The sequence below is a fragment of the Falsiroseomonas selenitidurans genome (assembly GCF_012103215.1).
Classification (GTDB): Bacteria; Pseudomonadota; Alphaproteobacteria; order Acetobacterales; family Acetobacteraceae; genus Falsiroseomonas; species Falsiroseomonas selenitidurans.
Window position 1 is genome coordinate 40,025 of sequence record NZ_JAAVNE010000009.1, and the last position, 20,500, is coordinate 60,524.

Annotated in this window: 22 protein-coding genes; 18 read left to right on the forward strand and 4 right to left on the reverse strand. The window is 71.4% G+C overall.

Going from position 1 to position 20,500, the window contains the following annotated elements:
- Positions 1-20: 20 nt before the first annotated feature.
- The 3 genes from HEQ75_RS07705 (at position 21) to HEQ75_RS07715 (ending at position 2,901) form a co-directional block, all read left to right on the forward strand.
- The gene (locus tag HEQ75_RS07705) at positions 21-1,331 is read left to right on the forward strand and encodes a DUF1800 domain-containing protein (protein ID WP_168028941.1); all 1,311 of its coding nucleotides are present in this window, start codon (positions 21-23) and stop codon (positions 1,329-1,331) included.
- A complete protein-coding gene (locus tag HEQ75_RS07710) occupies positions 1,328-2,515 on the forward strand; it encodes a DUF1501 domain-containing protein (protein WP_168028943.1) in 1,188 nt (395 codons plus the stop codon). The genes HEQ75_RS07705 and HEQ75_RS07710 overlap by 4 nt, the downstream gene beginning before the upstream one ends.
- Before the next feature lie 62 nt (positions 2,516-2,577).
- Complete coding sequence (locus HEQ75_RS07715) at positions 2,578-2,901, forward strand: hypothetical protein (protein ID WP_168028945.1); 324 nt, start codon at positions 2,578-2,580, stop codon at positions 2,899-2,901.
- Between the two features lie 67 nt (positions 2,902-2,968).
- Here HEQ75_RS07715 and HEQ75_RS07720 read toward each other — a convergent pair whose 3' ends face one another.
- A complete protein-coding gene (locus tag HEQ75_RS07720) occupies positions 2,969-3,943 on the reverse strand; it encodes a hypothetical protein (protein ID WP_168028947.1) in 975 nt (324 codons plus the stop codon).
- A 117-nt stretch (positions 3,944-4,060) separates the two neighbouring features.
- Between HEQ75_RS07720 and queA the strand changes: the two genes are divergently transcribed.
- Together queA and tgt are read left to right on the forward strand one after the other, a co-directional pair.
- Positions 4,061-5,137: a tRNA preQ1(34) S-adenosylmethionine ribosyltransferase-isomerase QueA gene (gene queA, locus HEQ75_RS07725; protein ID WP_168028949.1), complete on the forward strand. Its 1,077-nt coding sequence runs from the start codon at positions 4,061-4,063 to the stop codon at positions 5,135-5,137.
- Between the two features lie 14 nt (positions 5,138-5,151).
- Positions 5,152-6,270: a tRNA guanosine(34) transglycosylase Tgt gene (tgt, locus tag HEQ75_RS07730; protein ID WP_168029130.1), complete on the forward strand. Its 1,119-nt coding sequence runs from the start codon at positions 5,152-5,154 to the stop codon at positions 6,268-6,270.
- A gap of 190 nt (positions 6,271-6,460) precedes the next feature.
- On the opposite strand, the gene HEQ75_RS07735 is transcribed toward tgt, so the two are convergent.
- Positions 6,461-6,910, reverse strand: coding sequence for a hypothetical protein (locus tag HEQ75_RS07735; RefSeq protein ID WP_168028951.1), 450 nt, complete (start codon positions 6,908-6,910; stop codon positions 6,461-6,463).
- A 128-nt stretch (positions 6,911-7,038) separates the two neighbouring features.
- On the opposite strand from HEQ75_RS07735, the gene queF reads away from it, so the two are divergent.
- Genes queF through HEQ75_RS07775 form a run of 8 tightly spaced genes read left to right on the forward strand, consistent with a single transcriptional unit; the run spans position 7,039 to position 13,700 of the window.
- The gene (queF, locus tag HEQ75_RS07740) at positions 7,039-7,515 is read left to right on the forward strand and encodes a preQ(1) synthase (protein ID WP_407925889.1); all 477 of its coding nucleotides are present in this window, start codon (positions 7,039-7,041) and stop codon (positions 7,513-7,515) included.
- Positions 7,502-8,554 carry a tRNA epoxyqueuosine(34) reductase QueG gene (gene queG, locus HEQ75_RS07745; RefSeq protein WP_328733480.1) on the forward strand — a complete coding sequence of 351 codons (1,053 nt, stop codon included), beginning with the start codon at positions 7,502-7,504 and terminating at the stop codon, positions 8,552-8,554. Before queF ends, queG begins: the two co-directional genes overlap by 14 nt.
- Positions 8,551-9,243 (forward strand): 7-cyano-7-deazaguanine synthase QueC, encoded by a 693-nt coding sequence (gene queC, locus HEQ75_RS07750; RefSeq protein WP_168028955.1) that lies wholly within the window; start codon positions 8,551-8,553, stop codon positions 9,241-9,243. The genes queG and queC overlap by 4 nt, the downstream gene beginning before the upstream one ends.
- Entirely contained in the window at positions 9,240-9,779 is a 540-nt protein-coding gene (locus HEQ75_RS07755; protein ID WP_168028957.1) for a VUT family protein, read from the forward strand. Before queC ends, HEQ75_RS07755 begins: the two co-directional genes overlap by 4 nt.
- Positions 9,776-10,429, forward strand: a complete 654-nt coding sequence (locus tag HEQ75_RS07760) for a glutamine amidotransferase-related protein (protein ID WP_168028959.1) — start codon at positions 9,776-9,778, stop codon at positions 10,427-10,429. The genes HEQ75_RS07755 and HEQ75_RS07760 overlap by 4 nt, the downstream gene beginning before the upstream one ends.
- A 40-nt stretch (positions 10,430-10,469) precedes the next feature.
- The gene (locus HEQ75_RS07765) at positions 10,470-11,240 is read left to right on the forward strand and encodes an SDR family NAD(P)-dependent oxidoreductase (protein WP_168028961.1); all 771 of its coding nucleotides are present in this window, start codon (positions 10,470-10,472) and stop codon (positions 11,238-11,240) included.
- 19 nt (positions 11,241-11,259) lie between these two features.
- Entirely contained in the window at positions 11,260-12,084 is an 825-nt protein-coding gene (locus HEQ75_RS07770) for a polysaccharide deacetylase family protein (protein WP_168028963.1), read from the forward strand.
- A 17-nt stretch (positions 12,085-12,101) separates the two neighbouring features.
- Positions 12,102-13,700 (forward strand): ABC transporter substrate-binding protein, encoded by a 1,599-nt coding sequence (locus tag HEQ75_RS07775; RefSeq protein WP_168028965.1) that lies wholly within the window; start codon positions 12,102-12,104, stop codon positions 13,698-13,700.
- A 6-nt stretch (positions 13,701-13,706) separates the two neighbouring features.
- Here the strand turns inward: HEQ75_RS07775 and HEQ75_RS07780 are convergent, their stop codons facing one another.
- The gene (locus HEQ75_RS07780; RefSeq protein WP_168028967.1) at positions 13,707-14,549 is read right to left on the reverse strand and encodes an IclR family transcriptional regulator; all 843 of its coding nucleotides are present in this window, start codon (positions 14,547-14,549) and stop codon (positions 13,707-13,709) included.
- Positions 14,550-14,707: 158 nt separating this feature from the next.
- On the opposite strand from HEQ75_RS07780, the gene HEQ75_RS07785 reads away from it, so the two are divergent.
- From HEQ75_RS07785 to HEQ75_RS07805, 5 genes are read left to right on the forward strand one after another with little or no spacing between them, the layout of a single operon-like run.
- A complete protein-coding gene (locus HEQ75_RS07785; RefSeq protein ID WP_168028969.1) occupies positions 14,708-15,613 on the forward strand; it encodes a TauD/TfdA dioxygenase family protein in 906 nt (301 codons plus the stop codon).
- Positions 15,610-16,452 (forward strand): fumarylacetoacetate hydrolase family protein, encoded by an 843-nt coding sequence (locus tag HEQ75_RS07790; protein ID WP_168028971.1) that lies wholly within the window; start codon positions 15,610-15,612, stop codon positions 16,450-16,452. The genes HEQ75_RS07785 and HEQ75_RS07790 overlap by 4 nt, the downstream gene beginning before the upstream one ends.
- A 5-nt stretch (positions 16,453-16,457) precedes the next feature.
- On the forward strand, positions 16,458-16,886 hold the full coding sequence (locus HEQ75_RS07795; protein ID WP_168028973.1) for a nuclear transport factor 2 family protein: 429 nt from the start codon (positions 16,458-16,460) through the stop codon (positions 16,884-16,886).
- Positions 16,883-17,989 carry an Ldh family oxidoreductase gene (locus HEQ75_RS07800; RefSeq protein WP_168028975.1) on the forward strand — a complete coding sequence of 369 codons (1,107 nt, stop codon included), beginning with the start codon at positions 16,883-16,885 and terminating at the stop codon, positions 17,987-17,989. The genes HEQ75_RS07795 and HEQ75_RS07800 overlap by 4 nt, the downstream gene beginning before the upstream one ends.
- 32 nt (positions 17,990-18,021) lie before the next feature.
- Positions 18,022-19,596 carry an ABC transporter substrate-binding protein gene (locus HEQ75_RS07805; protein WP_168028977.1) on the forward strand — a complete coding sequence of 525 codons (1,575 nt, stop codon included), beginning with the start codon at positions 18,022-18,024 and terminating at the stop codon, positions 19,594-19,596.
- Between the two features lie 43 nt (positions 19,597-19,639).
- On the opposite strand, the gene HEQ75_RS07810 is transcribed toward HEQ75_RS07805, so the two are convergent.
- Positions 19,640-20,482 (reverse strand): serine hydrolase, encoded by an 843-nt coding sequence (locus HEQ75_RS07810; RefSeq protein WP_168028979.1) that lies wholly within the window; start codon positions 20,480-20,482, stop codon positions 19,640-19,642.
- Positions 20,483-20,500: the final 18 nt, after the last annotated feature.

The following is a 20,500-nucleotide window of genomic DNA, read 5'->3' on the forward strand; positions in this document are numbered from 1 at the left end:
TTCGTGCTATGCGGGGCTGCATGAGTGTCCAGGGTCAGATCGCCGCCATACGCTTCGGCCTCGGGCTTCGCCTGGGCGAGTCCCCACCGGCCGAGCCGCGCGCCTGGCTGCTTGAGCAGCTGGAGAAGCCGGCGCCGGGGCCGGAGGGGGCGCCGATCGCCGATGCCATGGCTATTCGCATCGCCTTCCAGCAGGCCCGGCGGCCGCGTGACCCGGTGGGCGACCGGGCAGCGACCCAGGCTGCCCTGATCGACTTCATGCAGGCCGAAATTCGCGCCCAGACCGAGCGCCGCCTGACGACCGGGCAGCCTTTCCGCGAACGTTTGGTCGATTTCTGGATGAACCATTTCACCGTTAGCCGGCGGGACGGCAATGTCTCCCTGCTCATCGGGGATTTCGAGCGCCGGGCGATCCGCCCGCATCTCACCGGCCCGTTCGAAGCCATGGTCCTCGCCGTAGCGCGGCACCCGGCCATGCTGTTCTACCTCAACAACACCGCCTCCGTCGGGCCGGACAGCCCCGCCGGCCAGCGCATCCGGCGCGGCTTGAATGAAAACCTGGCGCGAGAGATTCTTGAACTGCACACCCTCTCGCCCGCCGGCGGCTACACGCAGGGCGATGTTCAGGAGCTGGCGCGGATCCTGACAGGCTGGAGCGTGAACAACGCCCGGCCGCCACACGATTTCCAGTTCCGGCCGGCGGCGCATGAGCCCGGCCCCAAGCGCCTGCTCGGCCAGCGCTTCGCGGAAGGCGAGGCGGGCGGGGAGGCGGCGCTGCGCGTCCTGGCGCGGCATCCGGCCACCGCACGGCATCTGGCGGTGAAGCTCGCCCGCCACTTCGTCGCCGACACACCGCCGCCTGCCGCCGTCTCCGCGCTGGAGCGCGTGCTGCGCGAGAGCGACTGCGACCTCGGCGCCGCCAGCCGCGCCCTGGTGCAGCTGCCGGAGGCCTGGGACCCGCCACTCACCAAGTTCCGGACCCCTTCGGACTATACCCTGGCGGCCGGCCGGGCGCTGGGGCTGACGGGCACGCAGGGCGATCTGGTGCGCAACGGCATGGGCCAGCTCGCCCAGCCGCTGTGGACGGCACCGCAGCCGAATGGCTGGCCGGACCGTGCCGCCGAATGGGCGACGCCGGAGGCGCTGATGCGGCGGGTGGACTGGGCCTATCGCCTGGCCGGCCGCTTCGCCCGGGCCGATCTGGCCGCGGTCACCGAGGCCGCGCTCGGCCCCTTCGCTCGGGCGGAGACGGTGGCCGAGATGCGTCGCGCCGGATCGACGCGCGATGCGCTGACCTTGCTGCTGGCCAGCCCGGAGTTCATGCATCGATGAGCCCGCATCCCTCGTTCCGCCGTCGCGGCCTGCTGCTGGGGCTGGGCGCCACCTTCGCCCTCGGCCGCGCCCGCCTCGCCTTCGCCCAGGCGCCCGGGGAGCGGCGGCTGGTCGTCATCCTGCTGCGCGGCGCCATGGATGGGCTGTTCGTGGTGCAGCCCTATGCCGACCCCGGCCTGGCCGCCCTGCGCGCGCCGCTGGTGCTGCCGGAGCCCGGGCGGGAAGGCGGGCTGCTGGACCTCGGCGGACGCTTCGGCCTGCATCCGCGCTTCAGCCATCTGCACGCGCTGTTCACCGCCGGCCAGGCCAGCCTGCTGCACGCCGTGGCCGGCCCCTATCGCAGCCGCAGCCATTTCGAGGCGCAGGACCTGCTGGAATCGGGCAATCCGCAGCGCCTGACCAGCGGCTGGCTGAACCGCGCCCTGCAGGGCCTGCCGGCGGCGCAGCAGACCGGCGCGGGCATGGCCATCGGCACCGGCGTGCCGCTGCTGCTGCGCGGCGCCGTGCCGGTGGGCAGCTACGCCCCCGGCGAGGTGGAGAGCCCGGCGCCGGACCTGATGTACCGCCTGGCGGGCCTGCACCAGGCCGACCCGAAGCTGCACCAGGCCTTCGCCGAGGGCATGCGCAGCCGCGGCTTCACCAGCCAGACCCTGGGCGCGCCGGACCAGGACCGGGAACGCGGCAGCTTCCCGCGCCTCGCCCTGGCGGCCGGCAAGCTGCTGGCCGAAGCACGCGGCCCGCGCGTGGCGGCGCTGGAGTTGGGCGGCTGGGACACGCATGTGCAGCAGGCTGGCCGGCTGCGCGGCCCGATCGCCGCGCTGGATGACGGGCTGGCCCGGCTGCAGGAAGGCCTGGGCGAGGCCTGGGCCCGCACCGCGGTGCTGGTGGTGACGGAGTTCGGCCGCACCGCCCGCGTCAATGGCAATGCCGGTACCGACCACGGCACGGCGGGCGTCGCCTTCCTGGTCGGCGGCGCCGTGGCGGGCGGGCGGGTGCTGGCGGATTGGCCGGGCCTTGGCACGGAGGCGCTGCTGGAGAATCGCGACCTGCGGCCGACCCGCGACCTGCGCAGCCTGGCCAAGGGCCTGCTGCGCGACCATCTGCGCCTGCCGGCCGCCGCCGTGGCCCGCGCCTTCCCCGACAGCCCGGAGGTTCCGCCGCTGGGCGGGCTGGTGCACGCCTGAGCGGTCGCAACCGTCGCCCACGGGCCGGCGTTGCTGACCCGGACAGGACAGGAACCGGCCGCATGACGGAACGCTTCGCCATCTACCGCTATGAGACCGAGGGTGAGCCGGCGGAGGTGCGCTACAGCTTCGCCCCGCTGGACGGTGTCGGCTATGGCGGCCGTGGCGGCGCTGCGGCAGCCGAGGAGCCCGAGGCGGCCACTCCCGAGGAACCGCGCCCCGCCGGCCATCTGGAGGCACCGGAGGGCACTCGAATCGTGGATGTGGAGCCGCCGACACTGGAAATCCCGGGCCGCGGCCGCGTCGACATCTCCGCCGTCATCGGCGTGACGGAGGGCGATGCGGCGGAGCTCGGCCGGCTCATCCGCTGGCACCCGGCGGGCTGAAACCCGCGGCCGGCGTCGCCGCGCCAGGCCGCGCATCCGGCCTGGCGGGACGCGATGCGCAGCGGGTTCAGAACCGCGGCGCGGCCAGGTTTTCCGGCACGCGCAGCGGGGTGAAGCTGAACAGGCCGGGCTCGGCCGGGTCCACCGTCACCCGCACCGCGTGCACCTCCTGCGCGCCCATCACCATCAGCCGGGTGACATTCTCCATGGTGCGCGGTGGGCGGCCGCCATCGCGCAGCGGCTGGTCGATGCGCAGCCGGTGGGCGTCGCCATGCACCAGCAGCACCGGCTTGCCGAAGCGCGCCGCTTCCCGCCGCAGGGTCTCGATGGTGCGGGCGAAGCCGTTCTGCAGCGACTCCGGCGGTGTCCGCTCCTCCCACATGTCGGCCTGGAAGGCGATGACGGCGCCGATCGCGCCATCCTGCGTGGCGCGCGCCAGGCTGTCGGCCAGCCAGGCCTGGTTGGCGGCGTCGCGGGCGGCGAATTCCGTGGGCGCGCCGGCGCGCGTCTCGAAGTTGTTGTTGCTGCCGACGATGTGGACGGTCACGAAGGCGACGTTGTTATGCGTCCAGCGGGCATTCTCGACGAAGCTGGCGAAGCGGTCGGCCATGGCGTCCGCCTGGCGCTGCAGCGTAATCGGCCGCTGGCCGAGGCTGCTGGCACGGGCGAACCAGGTGCGGCGGATCATCGCCAGCCGGTCCAGCGGGTCGAAGCCGCCATTATTGGCGCGGTGGCAATCGGTCCATTCATTGTCGCCGGGGGTGTAGACCACGGCGCCGGCAAAGCGGGTGAAGTGGCTGGCGGAGCGGATCAGCGCCTCGTCCGAGCAGGTCGTGCTGCCGGCCTTGGTGTCGCCGACATGGATGGAAAAGGCTGGCGCCAGGGCGTTGATCCGGTCGATCAGCTGGTCGTAGCGGGCGGGTTCCTCCGGGGCGCTGGCCGTGGTGTAGGGCATGTCGCCGAGCGCGACGAAATCGAAGCGCTGCGCCAGGGCCGGCAGGCTGGCGAAGCTGAGGGCGGCGAGCAGAAACAGGCGGCGCATGGCGGCTCCGGGGGCAGTTGGGCGCCGGACGCTATCGCAAGCCCGGCCGCCCTGGCGTGACGGATGGACGACAGCGATGCTGGACAAGCCCGCCCGGCCGGGCCACATGCCGCGGCCATGCCGGAGGCCCCCTCCCCGCTCCGCACCGCGGATTTCGACTTTGCGCTGCCGGACCGGCTGATCGCGCAGGAACCCGCGCGGCCGCGCGATGCCGCGCGGCTTCTGGTGGTGCGGCCCGATGGCCTGGCCGATGCCGGCGTGCTGGACCTGCCGGGGCTGCTCGCACCGGGCGACCTGCTCGTGGTGAACGACACGCGGGTGATCCCGGCCCGGCTGCACGCGCGGCGCGGCGCGGCGCGCATCGAGATCATGCTGAACCGGTCGGAAGGCGGCGGCATCTGGCAGGCGCTGGTCAGGAACGCCCGCCGGCTGCGCCAGGGCGACGTGGTGGCGGTGGAAGGTGCGGCCGGCTGCACGGCCCGTGTGCTGGAAGCGCCAGAGGCCGGCTCCGTCCGGCTGGATTTCGGGCCGGACCAGGCGGCGCTGGCGGCCGCCCTGGAACAGGCGGGCGAGCTTCCCCTGCCGCCCTACATCCAGCGCCAGGGCGGGCCGGGCGCCCAGGATGCGGCGGACTACCAGACGATCTTCGCCCGCCACCCCGGCGCCGTCGCCGCGCCCACCGCCAGCCTGCACTTCACCGACCGGCTGCTGGCGGCGCTTGAGGCGCGCGGCATCGGCCGGGCGAACGTCACGTTGCATGTCGGCGCCGGGACCTTCCTGCCGGTACGCGACGACGACCCCCGGGCGCATCGCATCCACCAGGAGTGGTGCGAGGTGCCGGACGCCACCGCCGCCGCCATCAACGCTGCCCGCGCCGCCGGTCGCCGCGTGGTGGCGGTGGGCACCACGGCGCTGCGCACGCTGGAAAGCGCCGCGGCGGCGGATGGCACGGTGGCGCCCTTCCGCGGCCTGACCGGCATCTACATCCTGCCCGGCCACCGCTTCCGCGCCGTGGATGCGCTGCTGACCAATTTCCACCTGCCGAAATCGACGCTGCTGATGCTGGTCTCCGCCTTCGCCGGCACGCGGCGGATGCGCGCCGCCTATGCGCATGCGATCCGCGACAACTACCGCTTCTTCTCCTACGGCGACGGCAGCCTGCTGTTCCGTTGCGACCAGGATGTGCCCGAGTGACCCTGCATTGGAAGATGGCCGCCCGCGACGGTGCGGCGCGGGCCGGCGTGCTGCACACCGCGCATGGCGAGGTGCCGACGCCGGTCTTCATGCCGGTGGGCACCGCCGGCACGGTGAAGGCGATGACGGCCGATGCCGTGCGGGCGACGGGCGCGCGCATGGTGCTGGGCAACACCTATCACCTGATGCTGCGGCCGGGGGCGGAGCGCGTGGCGCGGCTCGGCGGGTTGCACCGGCTGATGGACTGGCATGGCCCGATCCTGACGGATTCCGGCGGCTTCCAGGTGATGTCCCTGTCCGGCCTGCGGAAACTGGACCAGGATGGCGTGACCTTCCAGAGCCACATCGATGGGTCGAAACACCGGCTGACGCCGGAGCAATCGGTGAGAATCCAGCATCTGCTCGGCGCCGATGTCACCATGTGCTTCGACGAATGCACCCCTTTCCCCGCCACGCATGAGCAGGCCGCGGACAGCATGCGCCTGTCCATGCGCTGGGCCGCACGGTCTCGCCAGGCCTTCGTGGCGCGGGAGGGGCACGGGCTGTTCGGCATCGTCCAGGGCAGCGTCTTCGAGGATCTGCGCACCGAAAGCGTGGCGGCGCTGGCCGGCATCGGCTTCGAGGGCTATGCGATCGGCGGGCTGGCCGTCGGCGAGGGCCAGGCCGAGATGCTCCGCGTGCTGGACTTCACCGCGCCGCTGCTGCCGCAGCAGGCTCCACGCTACCTGATGGGCGTCGGCACGCCCTCCGACCTCATCGAATCCGTCCGCCGCGGCGTCGACATGTTCGACTGCGTGATCCCCACGCGGTCCGGCCGCACCGGGCGGGCCTATACCAGCCGCGGCGTGCTGAACCTGCGCAATGCCCGGCATGCGGACGACCCCGTGCCGCTGGATGCCGCCTGCGACTGCCCGGCCTGCCGCAACCATTCCCGCGCCTACCTGCATCACCTGGTGAAGGCGGAGGAGATGCTGGGGCCGATGCTGCTGACCTGGCACAACATCCGCTACTACCAAGCCCTGATGGCCCGGCTGCGCCAGGCGATCTTGGCAGGACGCTTTGCCGAGGAGGCCACGGCGATCGCCGCCGGCTGGGAAGGCACGGCGCCCGAGGCAGCGGCGCCGGATGGCTGAAGGACCCGGAGCATTTTCAAGCCTTGCGGCTTCGCAAGGCGACTCGGAAAATGCGTCAAAACAATAAGCCGGAGCCGTTTGACCGTCTTCGCTTGCGGTGAATCGGCTCTCGTGCACGCTGCGTTCGCTTGAACGCTGCTCCTGCTCTAGAAATCTTTGATTCCAGGGCAAGAAATGCGTTCAGATGGCCCTAGTCGCCCCGGGCGCGCAACTCCAGGAACACCCGCCGCACCGGTTCGGGGATGCGGCTCGGCGGGGCGGCACCAGGCCAGGCAAGGCCGAACAGCCGGCCGCGCACCTCCTGCGTCAGGGAACAGCTCAGATTGCCTGGGCGGAGATCAGTCATGCGGGTGAAGCCCGCCTCGTCCAGCGTCGTCTTCCAGCGGCGATAGGCCTGGATGTCGTTGCCCAGCAGGGTCAGGGTCTGCGGCGCACCGGACCGGGCACGATCCAGCCGGACCAATTCGCCATCCGAGGTGATGCGCGTGCCGCCGCCGCCGCCCGTCACCCCGCCACCGCAATAGGCGGTGATGCTGCCCGGCATCTCCGGCGCCAACTGCGCGAAGCCGGGCCGCGCCGGGCCCACCAGCAGGCCCGCCAGCAGAAGGGCCAGCCCCATGCCGGCCCCGAACCCCCGCATCCGCATCCCATGCTCCCCCGTTCTTCTATACGCGGCGCCCCTCTTGGCGCTACAGACCCGCCACCGGCCGCCCCACCCGGCGCCGGCCCAGGATCCGCCACCAGCAAGGCTAGCGCAATTTGGCCGCGATTGACCCCCCCGCAATCTCCACCGACACCTCGGGCCTGACCCTGCTCGGCGGCCAGGCCACCCAGCCGGCAAGCCCGGAGGCGGCGCGGCTGGAACGCGTGCCCAACCCGCATCCCGGCACCCGCTACTGCGTGCGCTTCACCGCGCCGGAATTCACCTCGCTCTGCCCGATGACCGGGCAGCCGGATTTCGCGCATCTGGTCATCGACTACATCCCCGGCGACTGGCTGGTGGAGAGCAAGTCGCTGAAGCTCTTCCTGACCGCCTTCCGCAACCATGGCGCCTTCCACGAGGCCTGCACGGTCGGCATCGCGCGGCGACTGGTGGCGGCGATCGCGCCGGAATGGCTGCGCATCGGCGGCTACTGGTACCCGCGCGGCGGCATCCCGATCGATGTCTTCTACGCCACGGGCGAGGCCCCCGCCGGGGTGTGGGTGCCGCCGCAGGACGTGCCGGCATACCGTGGGCGCGGCTAGGCCGCCGGAGGATGCCGGCGCCGCCATAAGGGCGGAGGCGCTGCGCCTGGGTTTCGACGCCGTCGGCTTCGCCCGTGCGCATCTGGCCCCTGAGGCGCGGGAACGCCTCGCCCGCTTCCTGGCCGAGGGGATGCACGGCGACATGGGCTGGATGGCGGCGCGCGCCGACCAGCGCGCCCACCCGCAGGCGCTGTGGCCGGAGGCGGTCAGCGTGATCGCGCTCGGCCTGAACTACGGCCCGGCGACGGACCCGTTGGAAAGCCTGGCCTGGCGCGATCGCGGCACCATCAGCGTCTATGCCCGCAACCGGGACTACCACGACATCGTCAAGAAGCGGCTGAAGGCGCTCGGCCAATGGATGGCGCAGCGCTTCAAGGGCCAGCCGCTGAAGGTCTTCGTCGATACCGCGCCGGTCATGGAAAAGCCCCTGGCGCAGCAGGCCGGGCTCGGCTGGCAGGGCAAGCACACAAACCTCGTCTCCCGCTCGCACGGCTCCTGGCTGTTCCTGGGCGAGATCTTTACCAGTCTCGACCTCGCGCCCGATCCGGCGGAGCGTGACCATTGCGGCACCTGCCGCGCCTGCCTCGATGCCTGCCCGACGGATGCCTTCCCCGCCGCCTACCGGCTGGATGCGCGGCGCTGCATCTCCTACCTCACCATCGAGCATCGCGGCCCGATCGACCCGGCGCTGCGGCCGCTGATGGGCAATCGCATCTATGGCTGCGACGACTGCCTGGCCGTCTGCCCCTGGAACAAGTTTGCCCGGGTTCACACCGAGCCGGGATTGCTGCCGCGCGCGGAGCTGACCGCGCCGCGGCTGGCCGAGCTCGCCCTGCTGGACGATGCCGGCTTCCGGGCAAAATTCAGCGGCAGCCCGATCAAGCGCATCGGCCGCGACCGCTTCGTCCGCAACGTGCTGATCGCCATCGGCAATGCGGGCGATGCCGCGCTGCGCCCGGTGGCGCAGGCGCTGTGCGAGGATGCCGACCCCACCGTGGCGGAGTCCGCGCGATGGGCCATGGAAAGGCTGGATGCATGAGGGAAGACGCCGCGCTGGTGCTGTTCAGCGGCGGGCAGGACAGCGCCACCTGCCTGGCCTGGGCGCTGGACCGCTTTGCGCATGTCGAAACGCTGGGCTTCGACTACGGCCAGCGCCACATCGTGGAATTGCAGGTGCGCGACGCGGTGCGCGCGGCGCTGGCCTTGCATGAGGGCTGGGCCGCGCGGCTCGGCCCGGACCATCTGCTGGACCTGCGCGCGCTGGGCGGCATCAGCGACACCTCCCTGACGCGGGCGGTGGCGATCGAGATGGAAACGGGCGGCCTGCCCAACACCTTCGTCCCCGGCCGCAACCTGATCTTTTTGACCTTTGCCGCCGCGCTGTCCTTCCGCCGGGGAATCCGCCACATCGTCACCGGGGTCTGCGAGACGGACTATTCCGGCTATCCCGATTGCCGCGACGACACCATCAAGGCGCTGCAGGTCGCGATCAACCTGGGTATGGAACGCCGCTTCGTGCTGCACACGCCGCTGATGTGGCGCGACAAGGCCGCGACCTGGGCACTGGCCGAAAAGCTGGGGGGCGAGACGCTGGTCGAGGCGATCCGCACCCTGACACATTCCTGCTACCTCGGCGACCGCACGCCGCATGACTGGGGCGCGGGCTGCGGCACATGCCCGGCCTGCGACCTGCGCCGGGCCGGCTGGCAGCGCTATCGCAGCCCATGAACCGCCGCGCCCAGGGCTTTGCCTTCCTCCTCGGCTTCGCCGCCTGCATTCCGCTGGCGAACTGGCTGATCCTGCATGTCGGCACGGTCTGCATCCCCCAAGGCCCCTGCCTGATCCCGGTGGCGCCGGGCGTGATGGCGCCGTCCGGCGTGCTGATGATCGGCCTGGCGCTGGTGCTGCGGGACCTGGTGCAGCGCCGGCTGGGCCTCGGCTGGGCCTTCGGCGCCATCCTGGCCGGCACCGCGCTGTCCGCCCTGCTGGCGCCGCCGGCGCTGGTGCTGGCCTCGGCCGGGGCCTTCCTGTTCTCGGAGGTGGCGGACCTCGCCGTCTATACGCCGCTGCAACGGCGTGGCCTGGTGCTGGCGGTGCTGGCCAGCGGGCTGGTCGGGCTGGTGGTGGACAGCGTGCTGTTCCTGGCGCTGGCCTTCGGCAGCCTGGACCTGCTGGCCGGCCAGGTGCTGGGCAAGCTGTGGATGCTGCTGGCCGCCCTGCCCCTGGTGCAGTGGCTGCGACGACGGGAGGAGCGCGTGGCATGAACATCCTGGTGGTCCGCAATTCCGAAACCGCGCCGGAAGGCGCCTTCGGCGACTGGCTGCGCGCGCAGGGCCATGTGCTGGTGGTGGTGGCGGCGGAGGCCGTGACGCCGGCACAGATGCAGGCGGCGCCGCTGGTGCTGCTGCTGGGCTCGCCGCGCGGCGCCTACCAGACGGAGATCCCCTGGGTGGCGGCGCAGCGCCCGATGGTCGCGGCCCGGCTGGCGGCCCGCCTGCCCACCATCGGCATCTGCTTCGGCGCGCAGATGATGGCCGCCGCGGCGGGTGGCGCCGTGGCCCGCCACCCGGAGGGCCGCTTCTTCCGCGGCTGGCTGGGCATCGAGGAGACGGCGGACCCGGCGCTGGCCGGCCCCTGGCCGCGCTGGCATGGCGACGTCATCATCCCGCCGCCGGAGGCCGAGGTGCTGGCGCGGGATGCCGGCACGGTGCAGGCCTTCGCCCTGCCCAACGCCATCGCCGTGCAGTTCCACCCGGAAGCAACGCCGGCGCTGCTGCGCGACTGGGCGCGGCTTTCCCCGGAAGGCGCGGTCGCGCCCGGCACGCTCGACAACAGCGAAACCCTGTTTGCCGAACGGGCATCGGCCAGGGCGCGTCTGTTCACGGCCTTGATGGAACGCGCCGGCGCGGCTTGACCGCCCTGCCCCGCGGTCGGAACCTGCATCGCGACACGCCATGCAGGAGGCAGAGCTGACCGAGAGATTCACGGGCCGCATCGGCCTGGTCACCGGGGCGGCCTCCGGCATCGGCCGCGACGCGGCGCTGGCGATGGCTGCGGAAGGCGCGCGGCTGGTGCTGATGGACCGCGACGCCACGGCGCTGGAGGCCACCGCCGCCGCCTGCCCCGGTGCGGTCGCCCTGGAAGGCGATGTCTCGGCCGCCGCCGACATGGACCGCGCCGCGGCGGCGCTGGACGCGATGGGCCCGCCGAGCCTGCTGGTCACCGCCGCCGGGATGCTCGGCCCGACCCGCCCGCTGGCGGAGGTGACCGAGGAGGAATGGGACCGGCTTTTCGCGGTGAATGTGAAGGGCACCTGGCTGGCGCTGCGCGCGCTGCTGCCGCGCATGGCCCGGGCCGGCGGCGGCGCGGTGGTGACCATCGCCTCCGGCTCCGGCCTCATCGGCAATGCGGTGTTCCCGGCCTATTCCGCCAGCAAGGGCGCGGTGGTGCTGATGACGCGCAGCGTCGCCACCAGCCATGCGGCGGAGGGCATCCGCGCCAACACCGTCTGCCCGGGGCAGATCGAGACGCCGATGCTGCGCGGCGTGTTCCAGCAGCTGGGCGACCGCGCCGCCGGCGTGGAGGCGATGTTCCGCGCCAGGAATCCTTCCGGGCGGTTCGGGGAGGTGGCGGAGGTGACGCAGGCGGTGCTGTTCCTGCTGAGCGACGCGGCCAGCTACATCAACGGCGTGGCGCTGCCCATCGATGGCGGTCGCCTCGCCTGATCCACAAAAGGGGTCCGGCATGGATATGAGCGTGAAATGGCCGAATGGCGCGCGATGCGCCGTGGCGCTGACCTTCGACTTCGATGCGGAAACGCTGTGGCTGTCCCGCGACCCATCCAATGCCCGCCGCCCCGGCACGCTGAGCCAGGGCGTCTATGGCGCGCGCGTCGGCGTGCCGAAGATCCTTGAGACGCTGGGCGATGCCGGCGTGAAGGGCACCTTCTTCATCCCCGGCTGGACCGTGGAACACCATACCGACCGCGCCGAGATGATCCTGAAGGCGGGGCACGAGATCGGCCATCATTCCTACTCCCACGCCTGGCCCGACCCGGACGCGCCGGAGAAGGACATCGAGGAGATGGAGAAGGGGCTGGAGAGCCTGCAGCGCGTGCTGGGCGTGGTGCCCAAGGGCTACCGCTCACCCGCCGGGGAGACGACCGACGAGCTGGTGCGGCAACTGGCAAGACACGGCTTCCTCTATGACAGCTCCATGATGGGCGACATCAATCCGTACCGCCTGCCGCACCCGGATGGCGGGCGGCAGCTGGTGGAACTGCCCTATCACTGGAGCCTGGATGACGCGCCCTTCGTGCTGTTCAGCGTGAAGACGCCGCGCCCGATCATGACCAACAGCCACATCCGCGAGGTGTGGCAGGAGGAGTTCAAGGAAATCCATCGCTGGGGTGGCTTCTACCACCTGGTGATGCACCCGCAGCTTTCCGGCCGCCCCAGCCGGATCGCCCTGCTGCGGGAGATGATCCAGTTCATCCAGGGCTTCGACGGCGTGTGGTTCGCCACCTGCGCCGAGATCGCCGAGGCCTGGGCCGCCCAGGAAAACCGCTGAAGCAGGAGAGACCGATCATGCAGATCACCAGGCGACAGGCGCTCGCGGGCGCCGGCATCACCATCCTGTCCGCGGGCGCGGCCTCGCGCGCGCAGGCGCAGGCGGCGCCCTTCCGCTTCATCGTCAATGTCGGGCTGCAGAACCTCGACCCGATCTCCTCCCCCAGCTTCGTGACGCGCAACTTCGCCTACCTGGTCTTCGACACGCTGGTCTCGATGGACGGCAAGGGCGCGTACAAGCCGCAGATGCTGCAGGGCTGGGAGATCAGCGGCGACACGCTGACCTGGACCTTCACGCTGCGCCCCGGGCTGAAATTCCACGATGGCAGCGCGGTGACGGCGGAGGATTGCGTCGCCTCGCTCAAGCGCTGGGGCGGCCGCGATTCGATCGGCCGGCGCCTGCTCGGCTCGACGGAAAGCCTGGCGGCGACAGACCCGCGCACCTTCGTCCTGAAGCTCGCAAAGCCGTTCGGCGGCGTGCTGGAAGCCCTGGGCAAGCCCTCGGTCCATGTGCCGTTCATCATGCCGGCGCGCATCGCCAACGCCACGCCGCCGGCGCAGCAGGTGCGGGAGATCATGGGCTCCGGCCCCTTCCTGTTCGACCGCGCCAGCTGGGTGCCGGGGGAGCGCGCGCGCTTCCGCCGCAACCCGGACTACGTGCCGCGCGACGAGGCGCCGGACGGGCTGGCGGGCGGCAAGATCCCGAAGCTGAACCAGGTGGAGATGGCCACCATGTCCGACCCCGGGCTGCGCGTGGCCGCGCTGCAGACCGGCGAGGTGGACTACCTGGAGTACGCGCCGGTGGACTACCTGCCGCGGCTGCGCACCAACCGGCAGATGACCATCGCCCAGGCCGGCGGCCAGGCCACCCTGATGTACTGCGCCAGCCTGAACCACTACCTGCCGCCCTTCGACAACGTGCTGGTGCGCCGCGCCGTGCAGCAGGCGCTGGACAGGACGGAGGTGCTGGCCGGCGCCGGCTTCGGCGAGGGCCTGGGCCAGCCGGATTGCGCCAGCCTGTTCATGTGCGGCGCGCCCTATTCCAGCACGCTGGGCAGCGAGCTGGTGGCGGACCCCAGCCTGGACCGCGCCAAGGCCCTGCTGCAGCAGGCCGGCTACACCAACCAGCGCGTGGTGCTGCTGCACCCGGCCGACAGCCCGCTGCTGAACCCCTACGGCCTGGTGATGATCGACCGCCTCAAGCGGGCCGGCTTCAACCTGGATGTGCAGGCCAGCGACTGGGCCTCCATCGCGCAGCGCTGGGTGCAGCGCCAGCCGCTGGACCAGGGCGGCTGGAACATCGTGCCGGTGGTCTATACCGGCTTCGACCTGGCCAACCCGCTGTCCAACATGGGTGTCGGTTTCAACTGCACGGACAACCAGCCCTGGGGCTACTGCGTGCCGGAGATGACGCCGGTGCTGCAGCAATTCGAGGCGGAGAGCGACCCGGCGAAGCGCCGCGAATACGCGGCGCAGCTGCAGAAGATTTCCTTCGAGAATGCCACCTTCCCCATCGCCGGCCAGTTCCGCAGCCCGGCGGTGTGGCGGCGGGAGCTGAAGGGCGTGATCGATTTCGGCTTCCCGGTGATCTGGAACATCGAGAAGCCGGCGGGCTGAAGCCGGTCAGGCGAGCCGGGCGGAAACCTGCCCGGCGCCGCCCTGCAGCGCGCGGGCCAGGAGCGCCGGCTCCTGGCCTGCATAGTCGGACAGCGCCATGATGCGGGTCAGGCTGCCGGCCACCTGGCTGCCGTCGCGCGACAGAACCGGCACGGAAACCGCCGCCAGATGCCGGTTGAAGCGCCCGGCAGTGGCGACGAAGCCCTCCCGCCGGATGCCCGCCAGGCGCTGGCGCACCGCGGCCCAATCCGCCCCCAGCCCCGCCGCCGCCATCGCCGCCTGCCGCAGCAGGAACAGCGCGCGGATGCGGTGCGGCGGCAGCCAGGCGAGGATGGCAAGCGAGGCCGCGCCCTGGAACAGCGGCAGCGGCAGGCCGCGCGCGCGCAGGATGGTGATGGACCGGCCGCCCGCCTGGATCGCCTCCGGCCCCTCCCGATGCACGCAGAGCACCTTGTCGCGGTACAGGCTGCACAGCAGGACCATGCTGTTCGGCACCTCCGCCGCCAGGGAAGGCAGCACCGCCTCGCCGGCCTGCAGCAGCGGGTCGGCGATGCGCATCAGCCGCTCCAACTCGACGATGCGCGGGCCCAACGCGTAGCAGCCCTGCGCCGGCTGGGCCAGCAGCCCGGCGTCGCACAGCGTCTTCACATAGCGGTAGGCGGTTGATTTCGTGTAGCCGAGCCGGGCCTGGAGGTCGTCCACCCGCAGCAGCGGCGTCTCCGCCGTGAACAGGTCCAGCACCTCCAGCATCCGCGCCAGGCTGCCGGCGCCGTTCGGCGCGGGGCCGGGCGCGCGGGGGCGCCGCGGGGCGATCGGGGCCGGCTGGGGTGCCAGGGCTTCGGATGACATGCCGGCCAGAATAGCCGGGTTGGGGGTTGCGCGCGACGGGGCCACCGCACTAGCTTTCCCCATAATATGGGAAACAGGGTGTTTCCCGACCCGTCGCGACCAAGCGCGCCGGGCCAGGCAAACGCCGCGCGCAGACGCGGCGGGAGAAGGAGGAAACCATGCTGGACATCCGCCCCACCGGTGATGTGCTCGGCGCGACCGTGACCGGGATCGACCTCTCCCGCCCCATGTCGGAGCCGGATTTCGCCGGCATCCTGCGCGCGCTCGGCGCGCATGGCGTGCTGCGCTTCCCGGAACAGCTGCTGCAGCCGGCCGCGCTGCGCGACTTCTCCGCCCGCTTCGGCAGCATCCAGTATTCCGTCACCGGCAAGTTCCAGGACCCGGAAGTGCCGGAGGTCGGCACGCTGTCCAACATCGTCATCGACGGCAAGCCGATCGGCATCGCCGATGCCGGGCAGGACTGGCACACGGACATGTCCTATCGGGACACGATGGGCTTCGTGAACGTGCTGAACGCCCACAAGGTGCCGATGCGCGACGGCAGGCCGCTGGGCAACACGCAGTTCGCCAACATGCACGCGGCCTATGAGGCGCTGGACCCGGCGCTGCAGCGGAAGCTGGAGGGCATGACCGCGACGCATGACTTCAACAAGTTCTGGGAAGGCATGCTGGCCAAGGGCAGTGGCCGCGGCGCGCTGACCCCGGCGCAGCGCGCCAGCCGCCCGCCCTCGATCCACCCGATCTTCCTGACCCATCCGATCACCGGCCGGCGCGTGCTGTACTGCAACCCGGGCTACGCCGTGCGCATCAACGAGCTGGACGAGGCGGAAAGCGCCCGGATGCTGGACCTGCTGTTCGCGCACCAGCTGGAGGACCGCTTCATCTACAACCATGTCTGGGCGGAGCGTGACCTGCTGATCTGGGACAATATCGGCACGCTGCACAATGCGCTGCCGGACTACCGCGCCGATGAGCCGCGGCTGATGAAGCGCTGCCAGGTGATGGCGGACCGCGTCTTCCAGCCCGGCTTCGTGCCGCAGGCTGCGCTGGCCGCCGCGGAATGAAGCTGCTCAGCTTCCGCACGCCGCAGGGCGCCAGCCATGGCGTCCTGCGCGGCGAGACGGTGACGGATCTCGGCCGCCGCACCCGCTACCCGACGCTGCGCGCCCTGCTCGAAGCCGGCGAGGAAGGCCTGGCCGCGGCGCGCGCCGAAACCGCGGCGGACCACACCCTGCCGGATCTGGCGCTGCTGCCGCCGCTGCCGGACGCGGGCAAGATCATCGGCATCGGCCTCAACTACCGCTCCCACGTCGCGGAACAGGCGGGGCGGGAGCCGCCGCCCTTCCCGCGCGTGTTCAGCCGCTGGAACGACAGCGTGGTGGGCCATGGGGAGGCGCTGCTGCGGCCGAAGGCATCCCTGCAGTTCGATTATGAGGGCGAGCTGGCCATCGTCATCGGCCGCCCCGGCCGGCACATCGCCAAGGCGGACGCCTACGCCCACATCGCCGGCTATGCCTGCTTCTGCGACGGCAGTGTGCGCGACTGGCAGCAGCACACCACCACCTCCGGCAAGAACTTCTTCCGCAGCGGCGCCTGCGGGCCCTTTTTCGTCACCGCGGATGAGGTCGGCGACCCGACGACGCTCACGCTCCGCTCCCGCCTCAATGGGGAGGAGGTGCAGCACGCCTCCACCGGCGACCTGATCTACGACATCCCGACGCTGCTGCACTACGTCTCCACCATCACGCCGCTGGCGCCCGGGGACATCATCGCCAGCGGCACGCCGGAAGGCGTCGGCTCCCGCCGCACGCCGCCGCGCTGGCTGCGCGCGGGCGATGTGTTCGAGGTGGAGATCACCGGCCTCGGCACGCTGCGCAACCACGTCATCGACGAGGAAGGCTGAACCGGATGGACGAGATCTTGGCGGCGGCGCGCATCCTCGCCTGCCAGCAGGCAATCCACCGCTTCTACGCGGCGCTGGACCGTGGCGACTTCGCCACGGTGGCCAATGCGCTGGCGCCACACGGAATCTGGCACCGCCAGGGCAAGGCGCTGCGGGGCCCGGGCGACGTGGCGCAGGCGATGGCGGAGCGCCCGGCCGGGCGCGTCACCGCGCATCTGGTGCAGAACCTGGTGGTGGAGCTGGAGGGGCCGGAGGCTGCCCGCGCCCGCTACAACACGCTGGTATTCCGCCACGATGGCGAGGCGGAGGCGAAGCCGCCGGCGCCGCTTGGCGTGCCGCTTTCCATCGCCGCGGCCGAGGATCGGTTGGAGCGTGACGCGAACGGCGCCTGGCTGGTGGTGGAACGCCGCTCCGCCCGGGTGTTCGGGGCATGAGCGCGGTGGCGGATGCGATGCTGATGGTGCCGGCGGCGCGCGTGCGCGCGCAGATCCTGTCCATCCTGCTGGCCTGGGGGATGACGCCGGACCTGGCCGAGACCACGGCGAGGATGATGGTGGAGACCGACCTGCTCGGCGTCGACTCCCACGGCATCTCCATGCTGATGACCTATGAGGCGCGCTACCGCGAGGGCCGGCTGAACCTGCAGGCGCGGCCGCGCATCGTGCAGGAAAGCGCGGCGACGGCGCTGGTGGATGCCGGCGCGGGGCTCGGCCACCCGGTTTCCGTCTTCGCCATGAACCTGGCGGTGGACAAGGCGATGCAATGCGGCGTCGCGGTGGTGGGCGTGCGCAACTCCCACCATTTCGGCGCCGCCGGCATCTATGCGCGCATCGCGGCTGAACGCGGCGCCATCGGCATGGTCACCAGCGCCACGCGCGGCATCGCCATGGTGCCGACGCGCGGCGCGGTGCCGGTGCTGGGCACCAACCCGCTGGCCTTCGCTGCGCCGGCCGCGCGCAACCGCCCCTTCGTGCTGGACATGGCGACCACCACGGTCGCCGCCGGCAAGGTGAAGGTCCACCACCTGAACGACCGGCCGGTGCCGGCCGGCTGGGTGATGGATGGCGCGGGCGAAAGCGTCACCGACCCGCACCGGGCGCATGAATTCGTCATGCAGCGGCCGGAAGGCGGCCTGACGCCGCTTGGCGGCACGCCGGAGATGGCGAGCCACAAGGGCTATGGCCTGGCCATGATGGTGCACATCCTGGGCGGCACGCTGGTCGGCGCCAGCTTCTCGCCGATCCGCAATCGCACGCAGTCGGAGACGGATCCGGACGGGCTCGGGCATTTCTTCATGGCGCTGAACCCCGCCGCCTTCCGCGCGGCAGGCGAATTCGAGGCCGATCTGGACTCGGCCATCGACGTACTACGCGCGACCCCGCCGGCAGACCCGCAAAAACCCGTTCTGGTGGCCGGCGACCCGGAGGAAGCGGCGCGGGCGCGACGGCTGCAGGAGGGGATCCCGGTGCCGCCGGCGCTGGATCGCCTGATCCGCGGCATCTGCGACCGCGGCAAAGTCGACTACCTGCTGGGCTGACAGGCAGGAAGAAAGCAAAGGGAGGAACGGCAATGAAGAACAGCACCCTCAAGGCGATGCTGCTGGCGGCCACCGTTTGCGGGGCCGCCCCCGCCGGGGCGCAGACCCTGCGCATGGCGGTCGGCGCGCAGGTGACGTCGATCGACCCGCATTTTCACAACATCTCGCCCAACAACGCCTTCGCCTCCGCCATCTTCTCCAACCTGATGGAGATGGACCCGAATTCGCGGCCGGTGCCGGCGCTGGCGGAAAGCTGGCGCCCGGTGGGCGAGGATGTGTGGGAGCTGAAGCTGCGCGAAGGCGTGCGCTTCCACGACGGCACGCCCTTCACCGCGGACGACGTGGCCTTCACCTTCGACCGCATCCCGAAGGTGGTGAACAGCCCGGGCAGCTTCCGCACCTACACCCATGCGGTGATCGGGGTGGAGGTGGTGAACCCCACCACGGTGCGGCTGCGCACGCGTGGGCCGGACCCGGTGCTGCCGGCCAACCTCTCGCAGGTGCCGATGCTGTCGCGCCATATCCATGAAGGCGCCTCGACCGAGGATTTCAATTCCGGCCGCGTCGCCATCGGCACCGGGCCGTACCGGATGATCGGCGGTCGCTCCACCGACAAGATCGAGCTGGAGCGCAACGACGCCTATTGGGGCGGGGCGGAACCCTGGGCGCGGGTGGAATACCGCATGGTGACGAACGCCGCCGCGCGCACTTCCACCCTGCTGTCCGGCGATGTGGACTTCATCGACCAGGTGCCGACCGCCGATCTGGCCCGGCTGCGCCGCGACGAAGCCATCCGGATTTCCGAAATCGCCAGCCTGCGGCTGGTGTATTTCCACTTCGACCACCTGCGCGAGGGGCCTTCCCCCTTCATCACCGACAATGACGGCAACCCGCTGCCGCGCAACCCGCTGCGCGACCTGCGCGTCCGCCGCGCCCTGGCGATGGCGGTGGACCGGAACGCGATCGTGGAACGCGTGATGGAAGGCAATGCGGCGGCGATCAACCAGTTCATGCCGCCCGGCGCCTTCGGCCATGCCCCGGACCTGCCGCCGCCGCCGGCGGACCCGGCCGCGGCGCGCCGCCTGCTGGCGGAAGCCGGCTATCCGGAGGGCTTCCGGATCACCCTGCACGGGCCGAACGACCGCTACCCGAACGATGCGCGCATCACCCAGGCGGTGGCGCAGATGTGGTCGCGCATCGGGGTGCGCACGGCGGTGGATGTGCAGCCCTTCTCCAGCTTCGTCTCCCGCGCCTCGCGGCAGGAATTCTCCTCCTTCCTCGTGTCCTGGGGCAGTTCGACGGGCGAGCCTTCGGCCGGCATGCGCTCCGTGCTCGCCACCTACGACCGCGCCGCGGGCACCGGTTCGGTGAATCGCGGGCGCTACTCCAACCCGCAATTCGATGCGCTGCTGGCCCGCGCGCGGCAGGAGCTGGACGATACGAAGCGGGAGGGGATGCTGCAGGACGCGATCCGCCTGGCGATCGCCGACCAGGCGATCATTCCCACGCATGTGCAGCGCAATGTCTGGGCGATGCGTCGCAACGTGACGCACACGCCGCGCACCGATGAGCGGACGCGGCCGCAGGATGTGCGGCCGGCGAACTGAACCAAAGGGCCGGGCGCGCCCCCTGCGCGCCCGGCCTGGCGTCTCAGCGCAGGGTGTCCCAGCAGGCCCGCGCGATCCGGCCGATGCTGGCGAAGCTGGCGGCGAAGCCGGGCAGGCCGTCCGGCATCGTCTCCGGCACCCAGTCCGTGGCAGCGGAGAGGATGAACAGCGGCCGGCCCTCGTCATAGACGATGCCGGCATCCATCCGCCCGCGCCGGCCGCGGCCGGTCTTGTGCGCCACCTTCGTCCCCCAGGGCAGCAGCGAGGGGATGACGTTGCGCAGGATCTGCCAGCTCAGGATATCCAGCGCCAGGCGGCACAGGTCCGGCGTGCAGCCGAGGCGCTTCGCCACCTCCGTATCCTCCGACCCGCGCAGGATCAGGTCCAGCAGCAGCACCTGGTCGGATTGCGTCGTCGTCGCCACCGCCTCCGCCGGGTGGTCCCAGCCGATGCCGAGCGGCGGGATCAGGCCGCGATGGTTGGTGCCGGTCATGCCGATGGAATGGCAGTAGGGGTCCATCGTCTCCGGCCCCAGCCGCTCCAGCACCGCCTGGGTGCAGACATTGTCGCTGGTGATGATCATGTTCACCAGCACGTCGCGGAACGGGATGACGCAGCCCGGCGTCATGTAGCGCCAGGTGCCGGAAGCGACATCCTTCTGCAGCCGCGCCTCCATCTCCACCTTCTCGTCCAGCGTCAGCTTCCCGGCCTGCACCGCGGCCAGCGCCGCCATCAGGATGGAGGTCTTGCGCACGCTGGCCGATGGCGCGCGGACATCGCCCTCGTGATGCGCCTCCGCGCCCCGGCGCAGATCCTTCACGTGCCAGCGCGTGGTGAAGGGGTAGGAATCGCCGATGGCTTTCAGCGTGGTGGCCAGGTCCTGCATCTTCGTCTCCTCCGATGC

Bases quoted from the DNA above. Each gene is read 5' to 3' on its own strand.
- HEQ75_RS07705 (WP_168028941.1), top strand. From the start codon at position 21: ATGAGTGTCCAGGGTCAGATCGCCGCCATACGCTTCGGCCTCGGGCTT.
- HEQ75_RS07710 (WP_168028943.1), top strand. From the start codon at position 1,328: ATGAGCCCGCATCCCTCGTTCCGCCGTCGCGGCCTGCTGCTGGGGCTG.
- HEQ75_RS07715 (WP_168028945.1), top strand. From the start codon at position 2,578: ATGACGGAACGCTTCGCCATCTACCGCTATGAGACCGAGGGTGAGCCG.
- HEQ75_RS07720 (WP_168028947.1), bottom strand. From the start codon at position 3,943: ATGCGCCGCCTGTTTCTGCTCGCCGCCCTCAGCTTCGCCAGCCTGCCG.
- queA (WP_168028949.1), top strand. From the start codon at position 4,061: ATGCCGGAGGCCCCCTCCCCGCTCCGCACCGCGGATTTCGACTTTGCG.
- tgt (WP_168029130.1), top strand. From the start codon at position 5,152: ATGGCCGCCCGCGACGGTGCGGCGCGGGCCGGCGTGCTGCACACCGCG.
- HEQ75_RS07735 (WP_168028951.1), bottom strand. From the start codon at position 6,910: ATGCGGGGGTTCGGGGCCGGCATGGGGCTGGCCCTTCTGCTGGCGGGC.
- queC (WP_168028955.1), top strand. From the start codon at position 8,551: ATGAGGGAAGACGCCGCGCTGGTGCTGTTCAGCGGCGGGCAGGACAGC.
- HEQ75_RS07755 (WP_168028957.1), top strand. From the start codon at position 9,240: ATGAACCGCCGCGCCCAGGGCTTTGCCTTCCTCCTCGGCTTCGCCGCC.
- HEQ75_RS07760 (WP_168028959.1), top strand. From the start codon at position 9,776: ATGAACATCCTGGTGGTCCGCAATTCCGAAACCGCGCCGGAAGGCGCC.
- HEQ75_RS07765 (WP_168028961.1), top strand. From the start codon at position 10,470: ATGCAGGAGGCAGAGCTGACCGAGAGATTCACGGGCCGCATCGGCCTG.
- HEQ75_RS07770 (WP_168028963.1), top strand. From the start codon at position 11,260: ATGGATATGAGCGTGAAATGGCCGAATGGCGCGCGATGCGCCGTGGCG.
- HEQ75_RS07775 (WP_168028965.1), top strand. From the start codon at position 12,102: ATGCAGATCACCAGGCGACAGGCGCTCGCGGGCGCCGGCATCACCATC.
- HEQ75_RS07780 (WP_168028967.1), bottom strand. From the start codon at position 14,549: ATGTCATCCGAAGCCCTGGCACCCCAGCCGGCCCCGATCGCCCCGCGG.
- HEQ75_RS07785 (WP_168028969.1), top strand. From the start codon at position 14,708: ATGCTGGACATCCGCCCCACCGGTGATGTGCTCGGCGCGACCGTGACC.
- HEQ75_RS07790 (WP_168028971.1), top strand. From the start codon at position 15,610: ATGAAGCTGCTCAGCTTCCGCACGCCGCAGGGCGCCAGCCATGGCGTC.
- HEQ75_RS07795 (WP_168028973.1), top strand. From the start codon at position 16,458: ATGGACGAGATCTTGGCGGCGGCGCGCATCCTCGCCTGCCAGCAGGCA.
- HEQ75_RS07800 (WP_168028975.1), top strand. From the start codon at position 16,883: ATGAGCGCGGTGGCGGATGCGATGCTGATGGTGCCGGCGGCGCGCGTG.
- HEQ75_RS07805 (WP_168028977.1), top strand. From the start codon at position 18,022: ATGAAGAACAGCACCCTCAAGGCGATGCTGCTGGCGGCCACCGTTTGC.
- HEQ75_RS07810 (WP_168028979.1), bottom strand. From the start codon at position 20,482: ATGCAGGACCTGGCCACCACGCTGAAAGCCATCGGCGATTCCTACCCC.